General features: G+C 61.2%; 23 protein-coding genes. 10 read left to right on the top strand and 13 right to left on the bottom strand.

Annotated features, from left to right (window positions below; translation table 11 throughout):
• Positions 1-38: 38 nt before the first annotated feature.
• Positions 39-3,917, bottom strand: coding sequence for a phosphoribosylformylglycinamidine synthase (gene purL / locus AC22G1_RS05225; RefSeq protein WP_487315829.1), 3,879 nt, complete (start codon positions 3,915-3,917; stop codon positions 39-41).
• A gap of 125 nt (positions 3,918-4,042) precedes the next feature.
• Between purL and mltF the strand changes: the two genes are divergently transcribed.
• Positions 4,043-5,518, top strand: coding sequence for a membrane-bound lytic murein transglycosylase MltF (gene mltF, locus AC22G1_RS05220; RefSeq protein ID WP_487315828.1), 1,476 nt, complete (start codon positions 4,043-4,045; stop codon positions 5,516-5,518).
• An 89-nt stretch (positions 5,519-5,607) separates the two neighbouring features.
• Complete coding sequence (locus tag AC22G1_RS05215) at positions 5,608-5,766, top strand: hypothetical protein (protein ID WP_157052851.1); 159 nt, start codon at positions 5,608-5,610, stop codon at positions 5,764-5,766.
• On the opposite strand, the gene tadA is transcribed toward AC22G1_RS05215, so the two are convergent.
• A complete protein-coding gene (gene tadA / locus AC22G1_RS05210) occupies positions 5,721-6,254 on the bottom strand; it encodes a tRNA adenosine(34) deaminase TadA (RefSeq protein WP_487315827.1) in 534 nt (177 codons plus the stop codon). The genes AC22G1_RS05215 and tadA overlap by 46 nt on opposite strands.
• Before the next feature lie 104 nt (positions 6,255-6,358).
• On the opposite strand from tadA, the gene AC22G1_RS05205 reads away from it, so the two are divergent.
• Positions 6,359-7,186, top strand: coding sequence for a mechanosensitive ion channel family protein (locus AC22G1_RS05205; RefSeq protein WP_487315826.1), 828 nt, complete (start codon positions 6,359-6,361; stop codon positions 7,184-7,186).
• 348 nt (positions 7,187-7,534) lie between these two features.
• Positions 7,535-10,081 (top strand): M6 family metalloprotease domain-containing protein, encoded by a 2,547-nt coding sequence (locus AC22G1_RS05200; RefSeq protein ID WP_487315825.1) that lies wholly within the window; start codon positions 7,535-7,537, stop codon positions 10,079-10,081.
• Positions 10,082-10,131: 50 nt separating this feature from the next.
• Here AC22G1_RS05200 and AC22G1_RS05195 read toward each other — a convergent pair whose 3' ends face one another.
• Together AC22G1_RS05195 and AC22G1_RS05190 are read right to left on the bottom strand one after the other, a co-directional pair.
• A complete protein-coding gene (locus AC22G1_RS05195) occupies positions 10,132-10,926 on the bottom strand; it encodes an SDR family NAD(P)-dependent oxidoreductase (protein ID WP_487315824.1) in 795 nt (264 codons plus the stop codon).
• A gap of 25 nt (positions 10,927-10,951) precedes the next feature.
• Positions 10,952-11,905 (bottom strand): aldo/keto reductase, encoded by a 954-nt coding sequence (locus AC22G1_RS05190; protein WP_487315823.1) that lies wholly within the window; start codon positions 11,903-11,905, stop codon positions 10,952-10,954.
• Positions 11,906-12,037: 132 nt separating this feature from the next.
• On the opposite strand from AC22G1_RS05190, the gene AC22G1_RS05185 reads away from it, so the two are divergent.
• Entirely contained in the window at positions 12,038-12,913 is an 876-nt protein-coding gene (locus tag AC22G1_RS05185; protein ID WP_487315822.1) for a LysR family transcriptional regulator, read from the top strand.
• Here AC22G1_RS05185 and AC22G1_RS05180 read toward each other — a convergent pair.
• Complete coding sequence (locus AC22G1_RS05180) at positions 12,910-14,325, bottom strand: MFS transporter (RefSeq protein WP_487315821.1); 1,416 nt, start codon at positions 14,323-14,325, stop codon at positions 12,910-12,912. The genes AC22G1_RS05185 and AC22G1_RS05180 overlap by 4 nt on opposite strands.
• 106 nt (positions 14,326-14,431) lie before the next feature.
• Here AC22G1_RS05180 and AC22G1_RS05175 point away from each other — a divergent pair, with 106 nt between their 5' ends.
• Complete coding sequence (locus AC22G1_RS05175) at positions 14,432-15,280, top strand: helix-turn-helix transcriptional regulator (protein ID WP_487315820.1); 849 nt, start codon at positions 14,432-14,434, stop codon at positions 15,278-15,280.
• A gap of 40 nt (positions 15,281-15,320) precedes the next feature.
• On the opposite strand, the gene AC22G1_RS05170 is transcribed toward AC22G1_RS05175, so the two are convergent.
• On the bottom strand, positions 15,321-16,439 hold the full coding sequence (locus AC22G1_RS05170; protein WP_487315819.1) for a 5-methyltetrahydropteroyltriglutamate--homocysteine S-methyltransferase: 1,119 nt from the start codon (positions 16,437-16,439) through the stop codon (positions 15,321-15,323).
• 200 nt (positions 16,440-16,639) lie between these two features.
• Here AC22G1_RS05170 and pyrC point away from each other — a divergent pair, with 200 nt between their 5' ends.
• Positions 16,640-17,677: a dihydroorotase gene (gene pyrC, locus AC22G1_RS05165; protein ID WP_487315818.1), complete on the top strand. Its 1,038-nt coding sequence runs from the start codon at positions 16,640-16,642 to the stop codon at positions 17,675-17,677.
• Positions 17,678-17,719: 42 nt separating this feature from the next.
• Here the strand turns inward: pyrC and AC22G1_RS05160 are convergent, their stop codons facing one another.
• On the bottom strand, positions 17,720-18,280 hold the full coding sequence (locus AC22G1_RS05160; RefSeq protein WP_487315817.1) for a TetR/AcrR family transcriptional regulator: 561 nt from the start codon (positions 18,278-18,280) through the stop codon (positions 17,720-17,722).
• 131 nt (positions 18,281-18,411) lie between these two features.
• Here AC22G1_RS05160 and AC22G1_RS05155 point away from each other — a divergent pair, with 131 nt between their 5' ends.
• Positions 18,412-19,641: a YbfB/YjiJ family MFS transporter gene (locus tag AC22G1_RS05155; RefSeq protein WP_487315816.1), complete on the top strand. Its 1,230-nt coding sequence runs from the start codon at positions 18,412-18,414 to the stop codon at positions 19,639-19,641.
• A 26-nt stretch (positions 19,642-19,667) separates the two neighbouring features.
• Here AC22G1_RS05155 and AC22G1_RS05150 read toward each other — a convergent pair whose 3' ends face one another.
• The 3 genes from AC22G1_RS05150 to AC22G1_RS05140 are packed head-to-tail and all read right to left on the bottom strand — an operon-like array spanning position 19,668 to position 20,648.
• Positions 19,668-19,964, bottom strand: coding sequence for a hypothetical protein (locus AC22G1_RS05150; protein ID WP_487315815.1), 297 nt, complete (start codon positions 19,962-19,964; stop codon positions 19,668-19,670).
• On the bottom strand, positions 19,948-20,346 hold the full coding sequence (locus AC22G1_RS05145; protein WP_487315814.1) for a hypothetical protein: 399 nt from the start codon (positions 20,344-20,346) through the stop codon (positions 19,948-19,950). Before AC22G1_RS05145 ends, AC22G1_RS05150 begins: the two co-directional genes overlap by 17 nt.
• Positions 20,343-20,648: an ElaB/YgaM/YqjD family protein gene (locus AC22G1_RS05140; RefSeq protein WP_487315813.1), complete on the bottom strand. Its 306-nt coding sequence runs from the start codon at positions 20,646-20,648 to the stop codon at positions 20,343-20,345. The genes AC22G1_RS05145 and AC22G1_RS05140 overlap by 4 nt, the downstream gene beginning before the upstream one ends.
• A 271-nt stretch (positions 20,649-20,919) precedes the next feature.
• Here AC22G1_RS05140 and AC22G1_RS05135 point away from each other — a divergent pair, with 271 nt between their 5' ends.
• Entirely contained in the window at positions 20,920-22,503 is a 1,584-nt protein-coding gene (locus tag AC22G1_RS05135; protein ID WP_487315812.1) for an RICIN domain-containing protein, read from the top strand.
• A gap of 24 nt (positions 22,504-22,527) precedes the next feature.
• On the opposite strand, the gene AC22G1_RS05130 is transcribed toward AC22G1_RS05135, so the two are convergent.
• On the bottom strand, positions 22,528-23,223 hold the full coding sequence (locus AC22G1_RS05130; RefSeq protein WP_487315811.1) for an LrgB family protein: 696 nt from the start codon (positions 23,221-23,223) through the stop codon (positions 22,528-22,530).
• The gene (locus AC22G1_RS05125; RefSeq protein ID WP_487315810.1) at positions 23,213-23,617 is read right to left on the bottom strand and encodes a CidA/LrgA family protein; all 405 of its coding nucleotides are present in this window, start codon (positions 23,615-23,617) and stop codon (positions 23,213-23,215) included. The genes AC22G1_RS05130 and AC22G1_RS05125 overlap by 11 nt, the downstream gene beginning before the upstream one ends.
• 90 nt (positions 23,618-23,707) lie before the next feature.
• Between AC22G1_RS05125 and AC22G1_RS05120 the strand changes: the two genes are divergently transcribed.
• Entirely contained in the window at positions 23,708-24,592 is an 885-nt protein-coding gene (locus AC22G1_RS05120) for a LysR family transcriptional regulator (RefSeq protein WP_487315809.1), read from the top strand.
• Here AC22G1_RS05120 and AC22G1_RS05115 read toward each other — a convergent pair.
• Positions 24,585-25,460, bottom strand: a complete 876-nt coding sequence (locus tag AC22G1_RS05115; protein WP_487315808.1) for an NAD(P)-dependent oxidoreductase — start codon at positions 25,458-25,460, stop codon at positions 24,585-24,587. The genes AC22G1_RS05120 and AC22G1_RS05115 overlap by 8 nt on opposite strands.
• Positions 25,461-25,473: the final 13 nt, after the last annotated feature.

The raw sequence follows: 25,473 nt of genomic DNA, 5'->3' as shown, positions 1-25,473 counted from the left end.
CGCGGGGTTTTTTATTGCTCTAAAGCCAAGCCGCAGGCTTAACCAATCGCCTTGCGCGCATTCTGGAACATCCGCATCCAAGGACCATTCTCGCCCCACTCCTCGGGGTGCCAGGAATGGGCGATGGTGCGGTGTACCCGCTCGGGGTGCGGCATCATGATGGTGACGCGGCCGTCCACAGTGGTAAGCGCCGCAATACCTTCCGGTGAGCCGTTGGGGTTCAGGGGGTACTGGGCGGTGACCTGGCCATGGTTGTCCACGTAGCGGGCAGCTACCTTGCCGGAACCGTTAAGGGCGGCGAAGTGAGCGTCACTGACGAACTCGGCGCGGCCTTCACCGTGGGATACGGCGATGGGCAGGCGGGCCCCTTCCATGTCGGTAAAGAACAGTGACGGAGTCTTCTCCAGCAGCAGGGTGGCTACCCGGGCTTCGAAGCGCTCGGAGCGGTTGGTCACGAAACGGGACCAGTGCTCGGCACCGGGGATAATGTCTTTGAGGTTGGACATCATCTGGCAGCCGTTACAGACGCCAAGGGCCAGGGTGTCGCCACGGCCGAAGAAGGCCTCGAAGGCGGCGCGGGCACGCTCGTTAAAGAGGATGGACTTGGCCCAGCCTTCACCGGCGCCCAGCACGTCGCCGTAGCTAAAGCCGCCACAGGCCGCCAGGCCCTGCATCTTGGTGAGATCTTCACGGCCAGAGAGGATGTCGGACATGTGCACGTCGATGGCGCGGAACCCGGCGCGGGTAAAGGCGGCGGCCATTTCCTGCTGGGAGTTGACGCCCTGCTCACGCAAGATGGCGATGGTGGGGCGCACGCCTTTGATGATGTAAGGGGCGGCCACATCTTCTTTGATATCGAAGGTGAGCACCGGGCTGATGCCAGGGTCGCTGTCGTCGGTTTTCAGCGCAAACTCTTCGTCGGCGCAGACCGGGTTGTCACGGCGCTTTTGCATCTGGTGGGTGGTTTCGGCCCAGATACCGCGAAGCACGCCGCGCTTGGCCGCCAGCACTTCGCTGCCGTCTTTGCTAAAGCGCACGCTGTCGTCGCCATTGAGCGTACCGATGTCGTGCACCAGGTGCTTGATGCCGTGGCCGGCCAGCACCTTGTTGATAGCGTCGAGGTCTTCTTCGCGCACCTGGATAACGGCGCCCAGCTCTTCGTTATACAAGGCGCTCATGGCGTCGCCGCCCAGGGCGCTGATATCGGCGTCGATACCCACGTGGCCGGCAAAGGCCATCTCGGCCAGGGTGACGAACAGGCCGCCGTCGGAGCGGTCGTGGTAGGCCAGCAGCTTGCCGTCCAGCAGCAGCTCTTGCACGGCGTGGAAGAAGCCTTTAAAGGCCGCTACGTCGTCCAAGTCTGGGGTCTCGGTACCCAGCTGACGGGTCACCTGGGCCAGGCAGCTGCCGCCCAGGCGCTGTTTGCCGGCGCCAAGGTCAATCAGCAACAGGCGGGTAGCGCCTTTGTCGGTTTTCAGCTGCGGAGTCGCGGTTTTGCGCACGTCTTCAACACGGCCAAAGGCGGTGATGATAAGGCTCAGCGGCGCAGTAACGGCCTTGCCGTCCCACTGGGTCTTCATGGACATGGAGTCCTTGCCCACTGGTATGGTGATGCCAAGGGCTGGGGCCAGCTCTTCGCCCACGGCTTTCACCGCTTCATAAAGGCCAGCGTCTTCGCCGGGGTGGCCGGCGGCGGCCATCCAGTTGGCAGAGAGCTTGATGCGTTTGAGATCGCCAATGGCGCTGGCGGCGATGTTGGTGATGGATTCAGCCACCGCCAAACGGGCCGAAGCGGCGTGGTTCAAAAGCGCCACCGGGGTGCGCTCGCCCATGGCCATGGCTTCGCCGTAGTAGGTGTCAAAACTGGCAGCGGTAACGGCCACGTCGGCCACCGGGATTTGCCAGGGGCCAACCATCTGGTCGCGGGCGGTAAGGCCGCCCACGGAGCGGTCGCCGATGGTAATCAGGAAGGTCTTCTCGGCGATGGTGGGCAGGCGCAACAGGCGCTCGGCAGCCTCTTGCACGCTGATGTCGAACTTGAGTTCGTTACCGGCAGCGCTGCGGCTTTCTACATCGCGGTGCATTTTGGGCGGCTTGCCCAAAAGCACGGAGAGCGGCAGGTCGATGGGGGTGTCGCCAAAGTGCTTGTCGCTGAGCTTTAAGGTCTTCTCTTCGGTGGCTTCACCCACCACAGAGTAAGGGGCGCGCTCGCGCTCACAAATGGCGTCAAACAGGGCCAGTTTATCGGCCGGCACCGCCAGCACATAGCGCTCTTGGGATTCGTTACACCAAATCTCCAGCGGGCTCATGCCCGGCTCGTCGTTGGGCACGTTGCGCAGCTCAAAGCTGCCGCCCCGCTCGCCGTCGTTCACCAGCTCGGGGAAGGCGTTAGACAGGCCACCGGCGCCCACGTCGTGGATAAAGCAAATGGGGTTGGCGTTGCCGAGCTGCCAGCAGCGGTCAATCACCTCTTGGCAGCGGCGCTCGATTTCGGCGTTATCGCGCTGCACTGAGGCAAAGTCGAGGTCTTCGTCAGACTGGCCAGAGGCCATGGAGGATGCCGCGCCGCCGCCAAGGCCGATGTTCATGGCCGGGCCACCCAGCACGATGAGCTTGGCGCCAACCGGGATCTCGCCCTTTTGCACGTGCTCTTCGCGGATGTTACCCAGGCCCCCGGCGATCATGATGGGTTTGTGGTAGCCACGCACTTCCCGGCCATTGAAGGAGTTCACTTCTTCTTCATAGGTACGGAAGTAGCCCAAGAGCGCCGGGCGGCCGAATTCGTTGTTAAAGGCAGCGCCGCCCAGAGGGCCGTCGGTCATTATCTCAAGGGCGGTGACAATGCGTGACGGCTTGCCAAAATCCTGCTCCCAGGGCTGCTCCGCGCCTGGAATACGCAGGTTGGACACGGTAAAGCCAGAGAGGCCCGCCTTGGGGCGCGCGCCAACGCCGGTGGCGCCTTCGTCACGAATTTCCCCGCCGGAGCCGGTAGCGGCGCCCGGGAAGGGAGAAATGGCGGTGGGGTGGTTGTGGGTTTCCACCTTCATCAGGATGTGGATAGGTTCCACATGGTATGAAAACTCGCGGCTGTCGCTGTCTGGGAAAAAGCGGCCAGCGGTGGAGCCGGTCATCACCGCAGCGTTGTCTTTGTAGGCGCTGAGCACGTAGTCCGGAGTTTGTTCGAAGGTGTTTTTAATCATCTTGAACAAGGACTTGGGCTGCACCTGGCCGTCGATGGTCCAATCGGCGTTGAAGATTTTGTGGCGACAATGCTCGGAGTTGGCCTGGGCGAACATATAGAGTTCGATGTCGTTGGGGTTACGGCCCAGGGCTTTGAAGTTCTCGACCAGGTAGTCGATTTCGTCGTCGGCAAGGGCCAGGCCCATGCGCTGGTTGGCCGATTCCAGGGCGGCTTTGCCTTCACCCAGGATGTCGACGCTGGCATAACGGCCAGGCTCGGCCTTTTTAAAGAGCAGCTCGGCGTCGGCTTCGCTGGCCAGCACCGCTTCTACCATGCGGTCGTGCACCAGGGCTTTGAAGACTTTGGCATCAGCGTCTGACAGGGCCACGTCCAGCTGGTAACGAATACCGCGCTCCAGGCGTTTGACCTTACCCAAGTCGCAGTTGTGGGCGATGTCGGTCGCTTTGGAGGACCAGGGCGAGATGGTACCCAAGCGGGGCACCACGATAAATTCCTGCCCTGCCAGCTCGGCAGCGGCCAGGCGGGGGCCGTAGGTCAGCAGTTTTTCCAGGCGGACCTGTTCATCGCTGGTCAGCGCCTCGGACAGTTCGGCAAAGTGCACGAAGCTGGTGGAAATCTGGGTTACCGGAAGCTGTGCGGCCTGGCATGAAGCCAGCAGTTTTTCCAGTCGAAACTCGGACAGGGCGGGAGCGCCTCGCAGGACTTGAATCGGCATTGGTCACCTGGGCAGACTGAGGGAGTTCTCGGGCGCCGCATTATAGAGGAAAAACGTTTGCTTTCCCATCCAGACGAACGGTTAGATTTCGCGGTTTTGCCGGTTTCTGATATAAACGCCACCAGATGAGCAAAATCACCCCAAAGTGGCGAGGGTTTTGGCCGGCGTTGGTGCTGCTACTGGCAGCCTGCCAGGACGGCGGTAACCCGCCTGCCCCCGAGCACAGCAGCCAGCTGGAAAGCATCCTCGAACGGGGAGAGCTACGCGTTGGCACGCGCTACTCGGACACCACCTATTACGAAGCGGCCGACGGCCCGGCGGGCCTGGACTACGAACTGGCCGCCATGTTTGCCGACTACCTCGGCGTCAAACTCAAGATTGAGCCCAGCTATTCTCTGAGCGACCTGTTCCCCAAGCTCGAAAAGGGCCAATACGATCTGTTGGCGGCCGGCCTTAGCGTCACCCCCGAGCGGCGCGAGCATTTTCGATTCGCCCCTGCCTACCAGGCGGTGAGCCAAAAACTGGTATACAAACGCGGCCACCGCCGCCCCCGTGATTTTGACGATCTCTCCGACGGCTCTTTGATGGTAATGGCCTACTCGGCCCACGCCGAGCGCCTGGCCCAAGTGGCCAAGACCCACCCGGACCTCAAATGGACCGAGACCTCGGACATGGACGCCGACGAACTGTTGCAGCAGGTGCTGGCCGGCCACTTGGACTACACCGTGGCCGACTCCAACAACCTCGCCCTTAACCGGCGCTTCTACCCGGATTTGATGGTGGGTTTTACCGTCTCTGACGAGCAGCCCGTGGCCTGGGCCTTCCAAAAGAACAACGACGACAGCCTCTACGCGGCCCTGATTGAGTTCTTCGGCGAGATGAGCCAGACCGGCGTTATCGCCCGCCTGGAAGAAAAGTACTACGGCCACGTGCGCACCTTCGACTACGTAGACACCCGCTCCTTTATGCGCGCCGTTGACCGCAAACTGCCGCGCTACCAGGCCAATTTTGAAAAATACGCCGGGGATTTTGACTGGCGCTTGCTGGCCGCCATGAGCTACCAGGAATCGCACTGGAACCCCTCAGCCACCTCGGTTACCGGGGTGCGGGGCCTGATGATGCTGACCCTGGACACCGCCGATTTACTGGGCATCAGCAACCGCCTGGACCCGGCCCAGTCCATCCGTGGCGGCGCCAACTATTTGCATCAGCTGTTTGACCGTATGCCAGAGTCCATCCCGCCGGACGAGCGGGTGTGGTTTGCTCTGGCCGCTTACAACGTCGGCGAAGGCCATGTGCTGGACGCCCGGCGCATCACCGAGAAACGGGGCGGCGACCCCAACTCTTGGGTGGATGTAAAAGAGAACCTGCCGCTGCTGCGTAAAAAGGCCTGGTACAGCCAGACCCGCCACGGTTATGCCCGCGGCGACGAGCCGGTCAAATACGTGGATAACATCCGCCGCTACTACGAAACCCTGGTGTGGCTGCAAGGCCAGCAGGTGGCCAACAGCGACAACGACGACGCCGACGACGACGACGACGACGACAGCGACCAAGATCCGGATGACAGCGTTAACGAAAACGTCACGCCCAAGGATTGAAAAAGGCGCGTAAAGGCCGTATCTATGATGTCAGAGACAAGACCGCCACAGGCGGCACTGACAACGGCTTTGTACCCAAGGAGGAGCCTATGCTGAAACGCCGTTCATCCCTGACCAAAAAACGGACCCTACGCGGCCACGACTGGCGCCGTCACCTGAAGATGAAACGCCTGCACAAACGCAACCTGCACCGCAACCGCATTCACTCCTTGCTGCAATTGCAGCGCTCGGCAGACGCCGCCGCCTGAGCCGCTTTCTCGGCCTTCTTCTGCGCCCGGCGCATCTTGAAAAACCCACTTAACTGCTCTGCACACTCCGCTTCCAGCACCCCGGCTGTCACCTCCAACTGGTGATTGAGGGCCTGGTGGCGGCAGATGTCCATCACCGAGCCGGCAGCGCCGGTTTTTAAGTCGCTGGCCCCAAACACCAAACGCTTGATGCGGGCGTGAACCATGGCCCCGGCGCACATAGCGCAAGGCTCGAGGGTGACATAAAGGGTGCAGTCCAGTAGCCGGTAGTTGGCAAGGGCCGGGCCAGCCTGGCGAATAGCCTGCAGCTCGGCATGGGCACTGGGGTCGTTCAAGGATATGGAGAGGTTATAGCCCTGCCCCAGCACCTGGCCGTCTTTGACCAGCACCGCACCCACTGGCACTTCCCCGGCGGCAGCGGCTTTGTCGGCCAGGGCCATCGCCTGGCGCATCCAGTGGATGTCGTCTTCTAGCAAGTTCTCGTTCATGGGCCGCGATTATACTGCCGAGCCCGGCAAGGCGGCCACCAATTGACGCCAACAGGTGGCTGCTCCATGCTGGTATCGCGGATAACCAATTGAAGGGACTGAAAATGCTTCATATTGAAGATGCTAATAAATACGTCGACCAGGGCATCGAGCTGGTGATGCAGTATGCGCCCAAGCTGCTGCTGGCCATTATCGTGCTGCTGGTGGGCCTGTGGCTGATCAACAGCTTTGCCAAAGTGGTGGACAAGGGCATGGAGGCGCGCAAGGTCGAGCCCACCCTGCGCCACTTCTTGAAAAGCCTGGTCAGCATTATTTTCAAGGTGCTGCTGCTGATCTCGGTTGCTTCCTTGATCGGTATCGCCACCACCTCCTTTGTGGCGGTGATTGGTGCCGCGGGCCTGGCCATTGGCCTGGCGCTGCAAGGCAGCCTTGCCAACTTTGCCGGCGGGGTGCTTATCCTGTTCTTCCGCCCCTTCAAGGTGGGCGATTTTATCCAGACCAACGGTTATTCCGGTACCGTCAGGGAAATTCAGATCTTCAACACCATCATGACCACCCCCGATAACAAACGGGTGATCATCCCCAACGGCAAGGTGTCCAACGATAGCTTGATCAACTTCAGCGCCGAACCTACCCGCCGGGTGGATTTCGTGTTTGGGGTCAGTTACGGCGCCAATATCGACTTGGTCAAAGAAACCCTCAAAGGCATTCTCGAAGCCGACGAGCGCATCCATAAAGACCCCGCGCCGATGGTCGTGCTCTCCGAGCTTGCCGACAGCTCGGTGAACTTCACGGTGCGGGCCTGGGTAGACGCCGGCAACTACTGGCCGGTGTTCTTCGAGACCATGGAAACGGTTAAGAAGACCTTCGATACCAAGGGTATCGAGATCCCTTTCCCGCAGCGGGACGTACACATCCATCAGGCCAACTAAGGCCATCAAAAACCCCGGCCTGGTGCCGGGGTTTTCTTTGCTAAAAAGCAGGGCGAAAACAATTCGCATTTTCTGTGCCAATGTTTTGACACTACTGATTTAATTAAAAAAATTTTAGAGATCATACCAGTTTGTTCATCAGCATTTTCTGATTAAAAAAACAACAATCAAAACAACCTACTAACGAACAAAAATCCAGCACCTGTCTGTTAACATCCGTCACCACTATGGACAATCTCTTACACAGTCCATGCACAATGTATTGCACAAAAAATATCCACTTCGTAAAATCTGCCCCGTCGATTCCCTTGTGTTTAACCACCTCGTCGTAGACGTCTGGAGGCGGAGATGTTCCTTGCGCGTTCACTGCCCAGTGCAGTGCTGGCTTCTTGCACCCTGTTTTCCGGCTTGGCCCTGGCATCTGCCCCGGCGCCTCGGCAAATCACCCTCACCCAACCGGGCGGTGCCACCATTGTGGTGCAGCTCAAAGGCAATGCTTTTAACAACTGGTATGAAAACGCCGAAGGCCAGGCCATCGTTAAAAGCGGTGACAACTGGGTCTATGCCCGTGAGCTGCTCGGCGCCTTACAACCCTCGGATGTTGCGGCAACCGATAAGGCCCCGGCCTTTGCGGTAAGCCACTACCGCCCGGTAGCGACCCACTTGGCACAAGAGCCAAGCAGCGAAGCGACCTTTAGCGCCGCTGCCACGGCTCAAAGTGCCTCGGCACAAGCAGCCAGCCTTGCCGGCAAGCACCCGGTGCTGACCATCGTTGTGTCTTTTAACGATGTGCAAAGCCAATTTGATGTTACCGACACCCTGTGGGGCAGCGGTAAGAGCCTTGCCAATTACTACCTCGAGCAAAGCCAGCAGCAGCTGACCCTGGTGCCGGCAACCGAGAGTGAAGGCGCCAACGACGGCGTGGTCCACGTCAGTCTTAACCGCGACCACCCGGCCTGCGGCAACGATTGTGATTACGGCATCGACGGCACCTTGGCCGCCGCCCTGGCCGCCGCCGACCCTTATGTGGATTTTGCCTCCTTCGACAGCAACGGTGACGGCACCTTAAGCCCCAGCGAGCTGGCGGTGCAGTTTGTCTATGCCGGCGAAGAAGCCAGCTACGGCGCCAGCGGCCCGGCCATCTGGGCTCACCGCTGGGTGATGCCCACCCAAAGCCTGGACGGCGTTAACCTGCGCGATTACCTGGCGGTGGGTGAAGTGCAAGGTGACCACGGCGCCACCATGGGCATTTTCGCCCATGAACTGGGCCACTTGCTGCTGGGCCTGCCAGACTTGTACGTGGACGGCGCGCCTTCCGGCATTGGCCGTTGGGGCCTGATGGGCACCGGCAACTGGAACAAAGCCAGCACCGACACCTACCTTGGCCAGACACCGGCGGATCTGACCGCCTGGTCCAAAACCACCGCAGGCCTTAGTGATGCCGAGGTGCAAAACGCCGACGGCAATATCCAACTGGCCGACAACCAGGTGCAAACCCTCTATATCGACCCTTATCTTCGCGGCCAGCAACTGGGAGAAGTGCTGTATCTGGAATACCGGGGCGGCGGTTATGACGCTGGCCTGCCCGGCACTGGCCTTTTGATGGCCCAAGCCGACCCCAGGGTCAGCGACAACACCGACGTCAGCCGCCCGGTACTGGCCATAGTGCAGGCCGATGGCCGCGGCGACCTTGACGCCGGCAGCAACCAAGGCGACAGCGGCGATCTGTTCCCCGGCTACGCCACGGTGCGCCAATACAGCCCCGTTACCCGCGACGGCCAGCAAAGCCCGGTGCAGATAAGCGCCATCAGCGACCCGGCTCTGCCCATGTCCTACAGCCTTGCCATCAGCCAGGATGACCGCAGCGCCCTGTTGCAGCACCACTATCACCCAAGCCCGGTAGCGGTGGCCGGCAACCTCTACTGGGGTTTTGATAAAACCTCCAGCACCCTCGATGGCGTGGATTTCTACCTGCCCGCCAGCGGCACCGTCAGCCTGGCGCTCTATAGCTGGACCGGCGGCAACAGCCCAGGCAGCCTTATCAGCCAGTTGGGTAGCTTTGATGGCGAGGCCGGCTGGCACCGCTGGATGCTCGGCACAGGCCAAGCCCTGACCGGCCCGGCCATGCTGGTGGTCACCTCCAACGCCGGCTTTGCCACCGAAACCGGCAGCAGCGCCAGCAACCAGTACCGCCCCAACGGCCAGAGCCTCACCAGCGCGGCCCTGGTCACCCTGCTGCTGAGCCAAAGCACCAGCCAGGGCGAAACCCATACCTTCAGCACCAGCGAAGACCAGCCGCTGACCATTTCGCTGTCGGCTCTGGGCCTTGCCGGCCAGACCTTGTCGTTGTCCAGTAACAGCAGCGGCACCTTAAGCCAAAACGGCGACACCCTGGTCTACACCCCGGCTGCCAACTTCAACGGCGAGGCGACCTTTAACCTGTCGGTAGTGGGTATCACCAGCACCGCCAGCCGCAGCCTGGTGATTGACGTGGCGGCGGTGAACGACGCCCCGACCTTGACCTTGAGCGGCAGCACCAGCCTGAGCGGCGCCGCTACCCTCAGCCTGACCGCCATTGGCAAGGACGTGGACGGCGATACCCTGCGCTACAGCTGGCAGCAAACCAGCGGCACTAGCCTGAGCTTTGATGGCAGCAGTGCCACCTTGAGCGCGGCGCTGCCAGCCAGCAGCAGCACTCAGCGCTACGTCTTTGCGGTAACGGTAACCGACCCCAGCGGCGCCAGCGCCAGCCAGAGCGTCACCGTGACCCAAAGCCCGGCAACCAGCACCGTTACCCCCTCAACCAGCGACACCGGTGGTGGCGGCGGTGGTGGCGGCAGCCTCGGCTGGCTGAGCCTGGCAGCATTGCTGCTGCTTCGCCGCCAACGCAGCTAAGTCAGCGCACAAAAAAAGGCAGCTTTCGCTGCCTTTTTTGTTGCCTGGGTTCAGGCCAGGGTGTCTACCACCCCACCGTCTACCCGCAATGCGGCGCCAGTGGTGGCAGACGCTTGCTTGGAGCAGGCATAGACAATCATGTTGGCCACCTCTTCCACCCTGGCCGGGCGGCCAATAATGGACGAGGGCCGAAAGGCCTTCACAAAATCGCGGCCAACCTCATCCAGCGCCTTGCCGGTTTTAGCCACTTCCTCTGCCAGCATCTCGGCTACCCCTTCGCTTAAGGTGGGCCCCGGCAACACCGCGTTAACGGTAACGCCGGTTTCGCGCATCAGCTTGGCAAGGCCACGGGAGATGCTCAGCAGCGCGGTTTTGGTCATGCCGTAGTGGATCATATCTTCGGGGATATTAAGGGCCGACTCGGAGCTGAGAAAGATAACCCTACCCCAGCCTTTGTCGGCCATGGCCGGCATGTAGGCACGGGAGAGGCGCACCGCCGACATGATGTTGACATCGAAATAGCGCTGCCAGGTGGCGTCGTCGGTTTCAAAGAAATCCTGGGGGCCAAAGATACCGGCGTTGTTGACCAGGATGTCGCAAAAGGGAAAGGCCTTCACCAAGGTATCGCAGCCTTCGGCGCTTTGCAGATCCGCCGCCACCCCGGTTATCTCGGCGTCTGGCACCAAGTCTCTGAGGGCGCCAACCGCTTTATCGACCTTGGCCTGGCTGCGCCCGTTCAGCACCACCTTGGCACCGGCCTCGGCCAGCCCTTTGGCGGTGGCAAAGCCAATGCCTAGGGTGGAACCGGTAATGATGGCAACCTTGTCTCTTAGCTCAATGTTCATCATCAATCCTCAACGGCATGAAAATTCAGCTGCTGGCCATATCCAGCAGGGCTAGCTCATCGCCCCCCAGCTTTAGCTCGGCGGCTTTGGCAAAACTCTGTACTTGCTCAACCCGGGTGGCGCTGGCAATAGGCGCGCTTACCTGGGGCCTTGCCATCAACCAGGCCAGGGCCACTTCGGCCGGCTTGGCGCCATGGTTAGCGGCCACCACCGCCAGGGCATCAAGGATCTTAAGGCCCCTGGGGTTGAGGTATTTGGCGATCCCCTGGCCCCGGGCAGACTGGCCGAGATCGGCCTCGCTGCGGTACTTACCGGACAAAAAGCCCGAGGCCAGGCTGTAATAGGTCACCACACCCACTTCCTCTTTTAGGCAAAGCGCCCCAAGGGCACCATCAAAGCCTTGCCGGTCGTAGAGGTTGTATTCAGGCTGTAGCACCTGGTAGCGCGGCAAACCTTGGGTATCTGCCACTTTCAAGGCCTCGGCCAGTTGCCCGGCGTCAAGGTTGGAGGCGCCAATGGCGCGGATCTTCCCGGCTTTTAGCAAGGTATCGTAGGCGGCCAGGGTCTCTTCATAGGGCGTGTCAGGGTCAGGCCAATGCGAGAAGTACAAGTCAATCACCTCGGTTTGCAGGCGCGAGAGAGAGTCTTCCACCGCCTTGGCTATCCAGGCGCCGCCCAAGCCCTTATGGCCGGGTTTACCCATGTCCGAGCCAACCTTGGTAAAAAGGGTGACCTTGTCGCGCATACCGGGGCGGGCCTTGAACCAGCGGCCAAGGATGGTCTCTGACTCGCCGCCCTGGTTACCCGGCGCCCAGGCCGAATAGACATCTGCGGTATCAATAGCATTGAAGCCATGGTCGATGAAGGCGTCGAGCACGGCAAAACTCTGTTTCTCGTCGATGGTCCAGCCAAATACATTGCCGCCAAACACCAGCGGTGCGATGGAAAGGCCGGTATTGCCCAGTTGTACTTGATGCATGTCTTTTCTCCTTTTACCCCGCGGGCCGGGGCTGTGGTCTTGGATTGCGAACAGCTCAGCACCCAGCCTATCATTGCACCAGAGCGAGACAATTGACCAAAAACTAAAACCACTCTTCGGTGAGGATGAATAATGGACCTGCTCGACGACCTGCGCCTTTTTATCGAAATTGCCGATCTGGGCAATATGTCGGCGGTGGCCAGGCGCCGGGCCGTGGCCCCATCCACTGTGACCTTAAGCCTCAAACGCTTAGAGACCCGCTTGGGGGCGCAGTTGGTCACCCGCTCGACCCGCAAGTTGTCGCTGACCTCGGAAGGGGAACAGTTCCTGGCCGACTGCAAACGCATTCTCGGCCAGTTGGACGAAGCCATGGACAGCATGACCGAACAAGGCCCGCTGGCTGGCCCCTTGCGCATCACCGCCATGCACGACTTTGGCCGCAACCGGCTGGCCCCGTTGGTGCACCGCTTTATGACAGAGCATCCGCAGGTGCATATCAGCCTGATGCTGTCTGACTCCCTGGTGGACTTGGTAGAAGACGGGGTGGATATCGGCATTCGCACCGGCCCCTTGCAAGACTCCACCCTCAAGGCGCGGCTGCTTATCCAAGGCAGCGCCTGCATTTGCGCCGCCCCCGCCTATTGGCAACGCCGGGGTATGCCAAGCCACCCGCGCGACCTCACCGAGCACAATTGCCTGGTGATGAGCCGCCCTTCAGGCCCGCAGAGCAACTGGCACTTTAGCCATCAAAACCAGGGGTTTACCGTAAAGGTGGCGGGCGATCGCATGGGTAGCGACGGCGGCTTGCTGCGGCATTGGGCCATCGAAGGGGCCGGGGTGGTGAAAAAGGCCAGTTGGGATGTGGCCCAGGATGTGGCCCAAGGGCGGCTGCAAAAGGCGCTGACCGAGTACACCAAAGAGCTGGTTAACCTCTATGCGGTGTACCCGGCCGGGCGCCTGTCACGAAGGGCCAGAGCCTTTATCGATTTTCTGGCGCAAAGCCTTTAACCGGCCGCCAGGCGGGCGCTGCGCCGCACTTTAAAGCCGTAATGGCAGGCGCACAGTACCAGCAGCACCATGGCGCCAATCTCCAGCTCCAGCGCCAGGCTAAGGGCCGCCGGGTAGCTGCCACCACCAAGGCGCCAGGCAAAAACGCCGCCAAAGAGCGCGGGCCCCAGGCCCAGGGCCGATTGCTGCATGGTAGAGAGCATGGCGCTGCCAGCGCCGGCGTCGCTATGAGCCACATCGGCAAGGCTGATGCGGTAAAAGCAGCCGACAATCAATGCCTGCCCTGCCCCCACCAGCGCCGTGGCCGGTACCAGGCTCCATACCGAAATCGCCGGCCACTGGCTTTGAAAGGTGGCAATAAGGAGCGCCAGCCCCGGTATCTGAAGGCCATGGCCCAGCACCAGGGTGCGCACCGGCCCCAGGCGGCGGTTGACCCGGGCGCTGTTAACCGCCACCAAAAAGAACACCAGCCCCAGCGCGATAAAGGACTCGCCAGAGAGCGCCGGGCTCATGCCAAGGCCAGCCTGCAAGGTGAGCGCCAGCACGAACATAAAGCCGCCCCAGCTCCCAAAGAACAGCAGCGCCAGCAGCAGGCCAAAGCGCATCGACACCAGGGCAAAAAGCCTTGGCGGCAATAAAGGAAAGGGCTGGCGCTTTTCGACCTGCCACAGCACCCAGGCAAAGGCGGCGGCAGCCAGCGGCAATACCTTGGCCCACAGCGGCCAACCCAGCACCGGCCCCAGCGACATGGCCAGCAACAGGCAACTGAGAATAAGGGCCAGCAGCCCAGCGCCTTTAAGGTCGAGCCCTGGGGCGTGGTCGCTGCGGGTTTGTGGCACCCAGCGCGGCGCCGCCCACAAGATGGCCAGGCAAATGGGCAGGTTAATCAAAAACACGCTGCGCCAGCCAAGGCCGGCGATGTTCCAGCTCACCAGCAGGCCGCCCAGCACCTGGCCGATGATAAAAGCCACGCCCCCCACCGAGCCGTAGGCGCCAATGGCCTTGGAGTGGGTTTCGCCTTTTAAGCTGACATGCAAGGTGGCGAGGATCTGCGGCACCGCCAGCGCCGCCCCTATGCCTTGCAGCACCCTTGCCGCCAGCAACATGGGCACGTTAACAGCCAGGCCGCACAGCAGGGACGCCAAGCCAAAGAGCGCCGCGCCCCAGATAAAAAGGCGCCGGCGCCCCAGCTTGTCACCCAGGCGCCCGCCAAGGGCGAGGCTAACGGCAAAGGCGATGCCGTATACCGCCACCACCAGCTCCAGCTCGGTATGGCTGGCACCCAGATCGCGACTGATGGCGCTCAAGGCGACGTTGATGATGGAAAAATCCACCAAAGGCAGCAGTTGCCCGGCCAGCAGCACCAGGATGCCGGGCCAGGCCAGAGCGGGTTGAGTGAGTGTTTTGGCCATATTTTCACCTTGTCAGCAGCAGCAATGGGTGGCAGTCTGCCGGGGACATTAACCTGGTACCAGTGCTTGGTTATCCTGGTATAAAAACCACCTTGTTGAGGCAGCCATGGCCACCGACACCGAACTCTCCCTACCCCGCGCCAAAGACTTGGCCGCCTTCCTGCGCTCACGCCGGGAAAGCCTTGACCCCAAACGCCTGGGCCTGCCCAAGGTGGGCAGGCGCCGCACGCCGGGGCTGCGCCGTGAAGAGGTGGCGCAGCTGGCCGATGTCAGCGCCACCTGGTACACCTGGCTGGAGCAGGGCCGCAATGTCAAAGCCTCCAGCAAGGCGCTGGAGGCCATCACCACTGCTCTGCAATGCACGGCGGCCGAAAAACGCCATGTGTTTCGCCTGGCAGGGCAACCCGAACCCAGCTCCCCCAAAGCCCCTTGCGAAAAACTCTGCACCACCAACCAACTGATGCTCGACAAGCTCGACCCGCTGCCGGCCATGGTGCAAAACGCCCGCTTTGACATCCTCGGCTTTAACCAGGCTTATTGCGATCTCACCCGGGTGAACCTTGGCGAGGTGCCGGTGGCGGAGCGCAACTGTATCTACCTTGCCCTCACCAACCGCACCTGGCGCCAGAGCATTGTTGACGAGCAAGACGTGCTGCCCCGGCTGGTGGCGTTCTTCCGTGCCAACATGGCCAGCCATTTTGACGACCCCCTTTGGCAGCAGCAGCTGGCCAAATTCATGGCCGCCTCCGACGAATTTGGCGCGCTGTGGCAGCGCCAGAACGTGGAATGCGTCAGCAACCTGCAAAAGCGCTACTTCCACCCTCAGGCGGGGGAGATTGTCCTGCAACAAAGCAACTGGTGGTCGGCCCCTCGGGACGGCGAAAGGTTGCTGGTGTATGTGCCAGTGGATGACGCCAGCCGCGAGGCCCTGGCGGCCATTACCCCAAGGGGATAAAAAACGGCGCCTTTGGGCGCCGTTTTTCGATGCTTCAGGGTTAGTCGCCCCACACTTCACGGGCAATATCCACCACCAATTCGAGCTTGGCGCGCTGCTCGTCAAAGGCGATGTCGTTGCCATGCACTGTGCTGGCAAAGCCGCACTGAGGGCTTAGCGCCAGCTGCTCTAGAGGCGCGTATGTTGCGGCTTCATCGATGCGGCGCTTGATGTCGTCTTTACTTTCCATCTGGCCGAACTTGGAGCTAATCAGCCCCAGCACCACGGTTTTGCCTTTGCCGAGGAAGCGCAGCGGCCGAAAATCGCCGGAGCGGTGGTCGTCGTACTCCAGGAAGTAGGCGTCGATGTGCATTTGGCTCAGCAGCGCTTCGGCCACCGGCTCGTAGTTACCCTCGGCGGCATAGGTGCTTTTGAAGTTGCCCCGGCACAGGTGCATGCCAAGGGTCATGCCTTGGGGTTTGCGGGCCACCACCTTGTTGATGAAATCGGCGTAGCGGCCGGGCAGCTCGTTCGGATCGTCGCCGCGCTGGCGCGCCGCTTCGCGCATTTTCTCGTCGCAAAGGTAGGCCAGGTTGGTGTCGTCCATCTGCACGTAGCGGCAACCGGCGTCATAGAGCGATTGCAGCTCCTCACCGTAGGCCTTGGCCACGTCGTCATAAAAATCCGGGTCAAGCTCGGGGTAGGCGATGGCGTCTATGCCGCCACGGCCACCGCGAAAATGCAGCATGGTGGGGCTGGGAATGGTGACCTTGGGGGCCAAGCCGGACTCGCCGGTAAGGCTTTTCAGGTAGTTAAAGTCCGCCAGTTGGATGTCTTTAACGTGGCGCACCTTCTCGATGACCTTAATCAGCGGCGGGGTCAGCTCTTCGCTGCCGTCGGCGCGCTTGTGGGTGCGAGGCTCATCGGTAAAAACGCCGCCTAGTTGGCGCAGGAAATCCACATGAAAATAGGTGCGGCGAAACTCGCCGTCGGTAATGGCCTTGAGGCCCACGTCTTTTTGCAGCTGCACCACCTCGGCTATGGCTTTGTCTTCCACTTCCCGCAGTTGCTGGGCATTGATTTCGCCCTTGAGGTAGCGGTCGCGGGCTTCAATAAGGTAGGGCGGGCGCAGAAAACTGCCGACATGGTCGGCGCGAGAAGGCAGGTTAAAAGCAGACATGGGCATTCCTTTTTTAAGGCAGCGGGCGCGAAAAAAGCGCGCCAAAACGGGGCGTTAGTGAAGGCATTCTACATTTAGACGGCTAAACATCCAAACGGCCAATCCCGTAACACTGCTTTTCACCGCACGATGGATGCCAAAGACATTGCCCCGCCCCTTGTCTATAATGGCGCCGTTTTTTAGCCGCCCGGACCGAGACCATGACCGATCGCCTGACCCTTATCCGCCCTGACGACTGGCACCTTCACCTGCGTGACGGTGACGTGCTGGCCCATACCGTTCCTGCCACCGCTCGTCAGATGGGTCGCGCCATCATCATGCCCAACCTCAAGCCGCCGGTGATGGACGCCGCCCAGGCCCTGGCCTACCGCGACCGCATCCTGGCCCAGCGCCCGGCAGGCTCCAACTTTGAGCCGCTGATGGTGCTGTATCTCACCGACAACACCACCCCGGCCATCATTCGTGAAGCCAAAGCCAGCGGTAAAGTAGTCGCGGTAAAGCTCTACCCCGCTGGCGCCACCACCAACTCCGACTCCGGGGTGACCGATCTCGGTAAGCTGGACGACGTGTGCGCAGCCCTTGCCGAGAACGACATGCCGCTGTTGGTACACGGCGAAGTGACCCATAACCACGTGGACATCTTCGACCGCGAAAAGGCCTTTTTGGACGACATCCTGGCGCCGCTGGTGGCCCGCCACCCGACCCTCAAAGTGGTGGTGGAACACATCACCACCAAGGACGCCGCCGAGTTCGTGCAAAGCCAAGGGCCCAATGTGGGCGCCACCATCACGGTGCAGCACTTGGCCTACAACCGTAATCACATGCTGGTGGGCGGCATTCGCCCGCATCTTTTCTGCCTGCCCATTTTGAAGCGCAATATCCACCAGCAGGCCCTGCAAGACGCGGTAGTGAGTGGCAACAACAAGTTCTTCCTGGGTACCGATTCGGCTCCTCACGCCAAAGGCGCCAAGGAAAACGCCTGCGGCTGCGCTGGTTGCTACACCGCTTACGCCGCCATCGAGCTTTATGCCGAGATCTTCGAAGACTTAGGGGTGCTGGACAAACTGGAAGCCTTTGCCAGCTTCAACGGCGCCGATTTCTACGGTCTGCCCCGCAACACCGACACCATCACCCTGGTTAAAGAACAATGGGTAGCCCCCACCGAGCTGCCTTTTGCCGGCGACGTGATAGTGCCGCTTCGCGCCGGCGAGAGCCTGCGCTGGAAGTACCTGGGCTAAGGCCGGGCATCAATAAAAAACGCGGGCTTTGGCCCGCGTTTTTTATTTCACCAGCAACGTCATCAGCGCCTTGGCGCTAGTGCGAAGCTGCTCTGGGTCGTCATAGAGCCGCTCCATCACCACTATGCCCCGGGTGTGGGTGAGCAGCAGCAATGCGGCGTCGGCCACCGGCAAGGCCAGCTCCTGTGGCGACTGCATAAGGCGCTCTGTGATGCAGGCCTTGAGGTTGTCCATCTGAGCGCGCAGGGCCTCGTGGATGGCCGGGGTGGCGCTCTCGCTGGTGGCGGTTTTAGTGGTCAGGCAGCCGCGCCGGTCAGTGCGGATAAGGTTGATACTGAAATCAAACAGCGCCGCCAGGGCGTCTTTTAGCTGCGGCTGGGCCAGGGCTTTTTTAATGCCCTGCATGTATTTGGCGAGATAGCAGCGGTAAGCGGCGATAAAGAGCGCTTCCTTGCCGCCATAGGCGTTATAAAGCGAGCCGCGCTGCACGCCGGTGGCCGCCGCCAGCTCCTGCATGGAGGTCCCCACAAAGCCCTTTTGCCAGAACAGGGTCAAGGCATCGGCCAGGACCTGCTCTTCGTCAAATTGCCGAACGCCCGCCATGGCCGCTCCTTATCGGAAATCATCTTGGTGCTTATCGTTGCTTCATATGATCGCATCATTGACAGCCATGTCAATCATGACAACAATGTCAAACATGACACTACTGTCAAAGATAAAACCGAGGCTCCTTCATGACCACCGCCAACAGCGCCGCGCCCCCCGAGAATAGTGACCCGCAGCGCATTCCCTGGGCCGCCATCCTGGCCGGTTTTTGCGCCAGCCTGATTGGTATCGGCCTGGCCCGCTTTGCCTACACACCGCTGATCCCGCCGCTTATCGCCGCCGGTTGGTTCAGCGCCGACAAAGCGGTGTACCTGGGCGCCGCCAACCTCGCCGGGTATCTGATTGGCGCCCTGCTGGCCCGGCCCCTGGGGCGGCGCCTTGGCAACGTGCCGGTGCTAAAGACGATGCTGCTGCTCACCGCTGCTGCCTTTTTCGCGTGCGGTTTTCCGCTGTCCATCAGTTGGTTCTTTGGCTGGCGCTTGCTGTCAGGGATAACCGGCGGGGTGATCATGGTGCTGGTGGCCGCCACCTTGCTGCCCCATATTCCGGCCAGCCGCCGGGGCCTTGCCAGTGGCGCCATATTCCTCGGCATTGGCATTGGTATCGCCGGCTCCGGCACCCTAGTGCCTTTGTTGTTGAGTTGGGGTCTTAAAACGACCTGGCTTGGCCTTGGCGCCATCGGCCTTGTGCTCACCGCCCTTAGCTGGCGTGGCTGGCCGCGCCACCATCAGGCTCAGGCAGCCGTTACCAGCAGCGGCACCGAACATCCCGGTTTTACCCTCAAGGTGTTTTATGTGCAGTACGGGCTGATGGCCGCCGCCTTGGTGCCAGCCATGGTGTTTATGGCGGATTACGTGGCGAGGGGGCTTGGCCAGGGCGCTCATGTTGGGGCCTTGTACTGGGTGCTGTACGGCCTTGGCGCCATTGCCGGGCCCGTACTTTATGGCCAACTGGGCGACAAACTGGGGGCGTCCAGGGCGCTGCGACTGTTGGTGGCAGTGCAGGCGTTGGTGGTGATGATACTGCTGGCCAGCAATAACCTTGTCAGCACCGCCATTGCCACTGTGCTGATTGGCACCTTCCCGCCCGGCATCGTGCCGCTGGTGCTACACAAGGTGCACCAGCTTTTGCCGGGGGACCATCAAGCCCAGGCCGCTACCTGGAGCCGGGCTACCGTGGTATTTGCCAGCTTCCAGGCCACGGCGGGCTACGGTTACTCCTACCTTTTTACCCGCTCTGGCGGCAGTTACCACCTGCTGTTTGCCCTGGCGGTGGTGGCACTGGTGCTGATCTTGTTGGGGGATGGATTACTGGCTCTGGGCGCTGGCCGCAAGGCCCCGGCCCGGCAGCAGGCATAAAAAACGCGGGCTAAAGCCCGCGTTTTTTAGGGTGTGGGTTGGTCCAGCCGCTGCCAGAGGTAGCGCTTGCCCAAAGACAGCGCCAGGGTCCAGGCCAGCGAGCCAAGGCCCCCCAACTGCCGGGGCTTGCCGCCCTTTGGGCCGCGCCATACAAAGCCCAAGGAAAAGGCGCCCAGTTGCGCCTCGGGGGTGGCGAGCTTTTTCATGACCTGCGCTGTGGCCAGTTGCCGCTCGGCCGCAAGCTGCTTGGTGCGAAGCGCCAGTTGCTGTTCTTGCAGCGCCAACTGCTTGTTGAGGCGAGATTTTTCATTCAGTCCCAGCATGGGCTTTCTCCTTACCCAGGCCCAGGGCTTTGAGGCTGCGGTCAAAGCGCAGTTGCCGGGCCTGACGGCAAAGGCCGCGCCACAGCAACCAGCCAGAAGCCACGCAGGCAAAGGCGCTCAGCAGCAGCACCCAGGGCAGTGGCATGCCAAGCTGCCAAATGGCCACAGCAAAGGCCGCCAGCAGCAGCAACCAGCCACTGGCGGCCAGCAGCGCCAGGGCAATGGCCAGGGCCAGCATTCGCACGGCGCTGGCGATCACCAGTTGCCCCTCGGTCTGGGCGAGGTTCAGCCAGTCGCCCAGCCAGTGCCAGTGTTCGCTGGCCAGGGCCTTTAAGCGCTCGATGTCTCCCGGCTCATCGGGGCCGGGCGAGGGTTCGCTCATCCGCGGCGAACCAAGGACGCCACCAGGGCGCCGGCCAAAAAGGCGATGCCGAGGGTTTTGATGGGGTGCTCGCGGGTGTATTCGCACACCACCTCGGTCAGCTCCTTGGAGCGCTCTTTGGCGGCGTCGGCGATGTGCTCGGCCTGGGCGCGCATTTCATCGGCCATGTGATGCAGCTTTTCTTCACCGCTGCCGGCGGCGCTGGCGGCCTTGTCGATAGCGGCATGGGCCTTGGCGGCGGCCTGTTCGACGGCACTATGGGCGGTGTCCTGCGGGTCGGTGCTTTGGGGGGCTTTAGCCATGACATACTCCTTTGCATTGCGAGGGGCCAAGCCTTAGTTATAGTCCAGCACCCTCCCGGCACTCAACAACAAGCTTTTGTTTTTAAAGATTAATAAGCTTGAGTTTATCCACCTGCCTGGCTGGCCTGTGCTTTTGGGCAGTTGTAGCACAAGGCGCCAACAGGCAGTCTGCCCCAAACAACATCAGGGTGCCTGCCCACCCCACAACACGGTGCAACCAAACGATGCCGGTGGCCTGCAAGGGCCTGACTTCCCCCTAGAGGATCGCATCATGTACAGGTTTTTTACCCCCAAGGGCTGGCTGACACTGGCCTGCACCCTGCTGGCGCTGGTAAGCCAGGCGGCCCTAGCCGACAACTGCAACCAGATGCCGGTATCGGGCCAGCTCTATAGCGTTATCAACCGTGGCTCAGGCCTGGCGCTGGACGTTAACACCTCAGATACCAGCGGCGCCCCCAATGTCATTACCTATGAGTATTGGGGCGGCACTAACCAACAGTTTTATTTCAACGATCTGGGCAACGGCTACTGGAGCATCCAGTCGGCCTATAACAGCCAGGTCTTGGATGTGCTCAATTCCTCCAGCTCGGACGGCGCCAACATCATCGTCTTTGACAACTGGAGCGGCAACAACCAGCAATGGCAGCTCAAAGCCTCCAGCAGCGGCGGCTTTAATATTGTCTCCAAACTTACCGGCAAGTCGGTGACCGTGGCCGGGGCCACTAATGTGTCCAACGTTTACCAAAACAGCGACGCCGGTATCAGCTCTCAGCGCTGGTATATCAACCCGGTGAACGGCAGCTGTGGCGGGAGCGGGAGTGGCAGCGCCAGCTCCCCGGTAGGTTTTGCCGCCATCAGTGGCAGCGATGGCCTGGCCACCACCACTGGCGGCGGCAACGCCAGCGCCATTACCGTAACCAGTTGCAGCGCCCTGGCCTCGGCCCTTGGCTCAAGTTCGGCGGCGGTCATTCAAATCCCAGACAACACCACCATCAACTGCCACTCGGCCAACCGCACCGTGGCGGCCTGCCCTCTTGATTGCGCGCAGTGGAACGACCCAGGTAAAACCTGGTACCGGGTGCCGGTGGGCAGCCAAAGTTGCAGCGAGCTGGGTAGCCCCAATAACAACACCGTGAACGTGGTGCGCAACGAAACCACCCTCACCGTGCGTTCCAACAAAACCCTGGTGGGCCTTGGCAGCGGCGCCCGGGTGATTGGCGGCAGCTTTAACCTCGGCGGCGCCCGCAATGTCATCATCCGCAACCTCACCATCGAGGACATCAACCCGGCTCTGGTAGAAGCTGGCGACGGCATCAGCCTTGATGGCAGCAGCCATATCTGGATTGACCATGTGGCCTTTAACAAGATCAGCGACGGCTTTGTCGATATGGTCAACAGCCGCAACGTCACCCTGAGCTGGAACCGCTTCTATGGCTACAACCCCCAGGTGTGCGCCAACCAGCACTGGTACACCAACCTGGTGGACGACTCCCAGGTGACCTTCCACCACAACTTCTGGGACCGCGCCGCTGGCCGCAACCCCAAAATTGACGGCGCCTCCAGCCAGGTGCACCTCTTTAACAACTACTGGAAGAACATTACCTACTTTGCCGTCGGCGCCGACCACGGCGCCCAAGTTTTGCTGCAAAATAACTACTTCGAGAACAGTGCCAAGCCGCATTGGAACCAAGGCTCGGGCTACTTCAGCGCGGCGGGTAACACCTACACAGGGGTGTCTGCCACCGACCAATACCGCGACAGCGGTGCCACGGTGTTTACCCCGCCCTACCTCTACAGCCCGGAGCCTGCCTCGGGCCTGGGTAGTGAGGTAGACGGCGGCACCGGGCCACAATAAAAAAGGCGCCTAACGGCGCCTTTTTCAATGCAAACACCAACTCAGTAGCGGCGCTGCCAACACATTCAGCAGCCCCACCAGCACCATCACCAAACCGGCAAAGGAGCCCTCCTCCCGGCCAAGCTCCTGGGCCTTGGCGGTGCCCACCCCGTGGGCGCCCATGCCCATGGCGGCGCCCTTGGCAAGAGAGGAGCGCACTCTAAGGCGCAGCAGCAGCACCTCGCCGAGAATGCCGCCGGTAACCCCAGTTATCACCACAAATACCGCGGTAAGGTCGGGAATACCGCCGATATCGCCGGACATGGCCATGGCAAAGGGGGTACTGATGGAACGGGGCAGCAGGCTAAGGCGCAGCTGGCCATCAAGACCCAGGGCGCTGGCCAGGGCATAGCTTGAGGCAATGGCGGTCAGGCTACCGGCCACCGCCCCTACTGCCAGCACCGGCCAGTGCTTGCGGATAACGGCCCGCTGCTCATAAATCGGCACCGCAAAAGCCACCGTGGTAGGGCCCAGCAGTGCCAGCAGCCAGCCGGTACCGCGAATGTAATCCTGGTAGCTTTCGTGCAGCAGCAAGACTGGCAACAGCAGCAGCAGCGGGGTCAGCAGTAGCGGCGTCAACAAACCGTGGCGCCAGCGGCCATGAATGCGTTTGGCCAGCAGGTAAAAGCAGATGGTAACGGCAGACCAGAACAGGCCTTGCACTATAGGGTTACTGAGCATCGTGGCCTCTTAGGCGCAGGCAAAGGTCCATCACCAGGGCAGTGACGCCCACCACCGCCAGGGTGCTGCCGAGGATAACCACCACCACCTTGAGGCCCAGCACCCCCAGCAGTTCGTGGTGATCGGTAATGGCCAGCACCGCCGGCACAAAGAACAGCAGCATCTGCGCCAGGTACCAGTCGGCGCCACGGCGCATGGAGGCGAGACTCATCAGCCGGCTGCCCAGCAGCAGCAATACCAGCACCATGCCGGCAATGCCGCCGGTCACCGGCAGCCCGGTCAGACTCACCAGGGCTTGGCCCAACAGGTAAAACCCGAAAATAAGCCCTACCTGCAACAGGCGGCTTTGCTGAAAACCGTAACGAAAACGGTGGCGCAGGTATTGAGCGGTCATGGCGTTTCTCCTTGACAGCAAGCTTACTGCGGGCCAAAACATGTTAAAAATGAATTGATAGAATCCACCGGATTCCAAATTGGAATAGTTATGGAATTCAAAAACCTGCGAGCGTTCCTGGAAGTGGTGCGCCAAGGCGGTTTTTCTCAGGCCGCCAAAAAGCTCTACGCCACCCAGCCCACCATCAGCAAAGCGGTAAAACAGCTGGAAGACGAAGTGGGCATGGTGCTGCTGGATAGAAGCGGCCCCAAAAGCCGCCTGACCAGCGCCGGAGAGGTGGTGTACCAGCGGGCGCTGAGGATGCTGGCCGAGCGCGAAGACTTACAAGCCGAGCTTGACGAGCTGCGTGGCCTGAAACGCGGCAGCCTGCAATTGGGGCTGCCCCCCATCGGCAGCAGCACCTTGTATGCGCCGGTGTTTGCCCGCTACAAAAAGCGCTACCCGGGGGTGGATGTGCGGCTGGTGGAGCAAGGCAGCGACCGGCTGCAAGAGATGCTGCAAAACGGCGATATCGAGCTTGGCGCCATCTTGCTGCCGGCCCCGGAGCCCTTTGAAACCCAGATGGTGTGCAGCGAGCCGCTGGTGGCGATGCTGCCGGTTGACCACCCAAGGGCCGACCAGGACTCGGTGTCGCTGGACGAGCTTAAAGACACGCCCTTTATCCTTTTTGAGGCGAGCTTTTCGTTAAACCGCATCTTGATGAGCGCTGCCAGGCGGCGCGGTTTTGCGCCGCTGGTAGCTGCCCGCAGCAGCCAAATCGACTTTATTACCGAACTGGTGGCCGCCGGCATGGGGGTGAGCTTCTTGCCCCGGCGCATGGCCGAGCAGCGCCCTCACCCACGGGTGGCAAGGGTGCTGCTGGACGAGCCGCAAACCCAGTGGGACATGGCGATGATCTGGCGCCGCGACGCCTTTTTATCGCCAGCCGCCCGGGCTTGGCTGGCCATCGTCAAAGAAATTCACCCGCTCAGCTAAGGCCAGCCCGGCGCGCGGCAACGGTGGCCAGGGCCGCCCAGTCCAACTCGCCATCGCCATGGGCCATGGCATCGAGAAAGTTGTCCTTCATGGTGCTGGCAAAGGGCATAGGCACCTTACCGGCCTCACCCGCTTCCAGCGCCAGGCGCACATCTTTAAGGCCCAGGCTGAGCTTGAAGCCCGCAGGCTGGTACTGCTCATTGGCAATGAGGTTGCCGTAGGTTTTGTAAGCCGGGGCCGCAAAGACGGTATTGGTGAGCATATCCAAAAATGCCTGGCCGCTGCCGCCGTGGCCGCGCACCAACGCCGAGGCCTCGCCCATGGTTTCAATGGCGCTGGCCAGGCAAAAGTTGGCGGCCAGTTTCACCACGTTGGCCTGGGCCGGCGCCTCACCAAAGACCCAGGTTTTGGCCCCTAGCACCGCAAACAGCGGCTCGGCCTTTTCTAAAAGCGCCGCCTTGCCCGCCGCCAGGATATTAAGCTTGCCCGCTTCGGCCACTTCCACCCGGCCCAATACTGGCGCACCGATATAGCCAAGGCCCTGCTGCTGATGCTGGGCATCAAGGCTCTCGGCCAGCTTGAGCGATACCGTGGCCATGTTGATGTGCAAAGCACCGGTTTTTAGGCTGGCAATGGCGCCGTCGTCCACCAGCACCTGCTGCACTGTGGCGTCGTCGGCCAGCATGGAGATAAGCACTTCGACATCGCCAAAGTCGGCAGGGCTCTGGGCGCTTTTGGCGCCTAGCGCCACCAGGGCCTCTACCGGCGCTTGGGAACGGTTCCACACCTTGACGCTAAAGCCGGCTTTTACCAGGTTGCAGGCCATGGCCTTACCCATGGTGCCAAGACCGATAAATCCAATGTTCATCATTCCTCCTGTT

The sequence above is a fragment of the Gallaecimonas zhanjiangensis genome (assembly GCF_057624825.1).
Note: the sequence above shows the minus strand (reverse complement) of the source record. Positions and strands in the feature narration are given on the sequence as shown.

Excerpts from the sequence above, each read along its gene's own strand:
- purL (WP_487315829.1), bottom strand. The coding sequence starts at position 3,917 with ATGCCGATTCAAGTCCTGCGAGGCGCTCCCGCCCTGTCCGAGTTTCGA.
- mltF (WP_487315828.1), top strand. The coding sequence starts at position 4,043 with ATGAGCAAAATCACCCCAAAGTGGCGAGGGTTTTGGCCGGCGTTGGTG.
- AC22G1_RS05215 (WP_157052851.1), top strand. The coding sequence starts at position 5,608 with ATGCTGAAACGCCGTTCATCCCTGACCAAAAAACGGACCCTACGCGGC.
- tadA (WP_487315827.1), bottom strand. The coding sequence starts at position 6,254 with ATGAACGAGAACTTGCTAGAAGACGACATCCACTGGATGCGCCAGGCG.
- AC22G1_RS05205 (WP_487315826.1), top strand. The coding sequence starts at position 6,359 with ATGCTTCATATTGAAGATGCTAATAAATACGTCGACCAGGGCATCGAG.
- AC22G1_RS05200 (WP_487315825.1), top strand. The coding sequence starts at position 7,535 with ATGTTCCTTGCGCGTTCACTGCCCAGTGCAGTGCTGGCTTCTTGCACC.
- AC22G1_RS05195 (WP_487315824.1), bottom strand. The coding sequence starts at position 10,926 with ATGAACATTGAGCTAAGAGACAAGGTTGCCATCATTACCGGTTCCACC.
- AC22G1_RS05190 (WP_487315823.1), bottom strand. The coding sequence starts at position 11,905 with ATGCATCAAGTACAACTGGGCAATACCGGCCTTTCCATCGCACCGCTG.
- AC22G1_RS05185 (WP_487315822.1), top strand. The coding sequence starts at position 12,038 with ATGGACCTGCTCGACGACCTGCGCCTTTTTATCGAAATTGCCGATCTG.
- AC22G1_RS05180 (WP_487315821.1), bottom strand. The coding sequence starts at position 14,325 with ATGGCCAAAACACTCACTCAACCCGCTCTGGCCTGGCCCGGCATCCTG.
- AC22G1_RS05175 (WP_487315820.1), top strand. The coding sequence starts at position 14,432 with ATGGCCACCGACACCGAACTCTCCCTACCCCGCGCCAAAGACTTGGCC.
- AC22G1_RS05170 (WP_487315819.1), bottom strand. The coding sequence starts at position 16,439 with ATGTCTGCTTTTAACCTGCCTTCTCGCGCCGACCATGTCGGCAGTTTT.
- pyrC (WP_487315818.1), top strand. The coding sequence starts at position 16,640 with ATGACCGATCGCCTGACCCTTATCCGCCCTGACGACTGGCACCTTCAC.
- AC22G1_RS05160 (WP_487315817.1), bottom strand. The coding sequence starts at position 18,280 with ATGGCGGGCGTTCGGCAATTTGACGAAGAGCAGGTCCTGGCCGATGCC.
- AC22G1_RS05155 (WP_487315816.1), top strand. The coding sequence starts at position 18,412 with ATGACCACCGCCAACAGCGCCGCGCCCCCCGAGAATAGTGACCCGCAG.
- AC22G1_RS05150 (WP_487315815.1), bottom strand. The coding sequence starts at position 19,964 with ATGCTGGGACTGAATGAAAAATCTCGCCTCAACAAGCAGTTGGCGCTG.
- AC22G1_RS05145 (WP_487315814.1), bottom strand. The coding sequence starts at position 20,346 with ATGAGCGAACCCTCGCCCGGCCCCGATGAGCCGGGAGACATCGAGCGC.
- AC22G1_RS05140 (WP_487315813.1), bottom strand. The coding sequence starts at position 20,648 with ATGGCTAAAGCCCCCCAAAGCACCGACCCGCAGGACACCGCCCATAGT.
- AC22G1_RS05135 (WP_487315812.1), top strand. The coding sequence starts at position 20,920 with ATGTACAGGTTTTTTACCCCCAAGGGCTGGCTGACACTGGCCTGCACC.
- AC22G1_RS05130 (WP_487315811.1), bottom strand. The coding sequence starts at position 23,223 with ATGCTCAGTAACCCTATAGTGCAAGGCCTGTTCTGGTCTGCCGTTACC.
- AC22G1_RS05125 (WP_487315810.1), bottom strand. The coding sequence starts at position 23,617 with ATGACCGCTCAATACCTGCGCCACCGTTTTCGTTACGGTTTTCAGCAA.
- AC22G1_RS05120 (WP_487315809.1), top strand. The coding sequence starts at position 23,708 with ATGGAATTCAAAAACCTGCGAGCGTTCCTGGAAGTGGTGCGCCAAGGC.
- AC22G1_RS05115 (WP_487315808.1), bottom strand. The coding sequence starts at position 25,460 with ATGAACATTGGATTTATCGGTCTTGGCACCATGGGTAAGGCCATGGCC.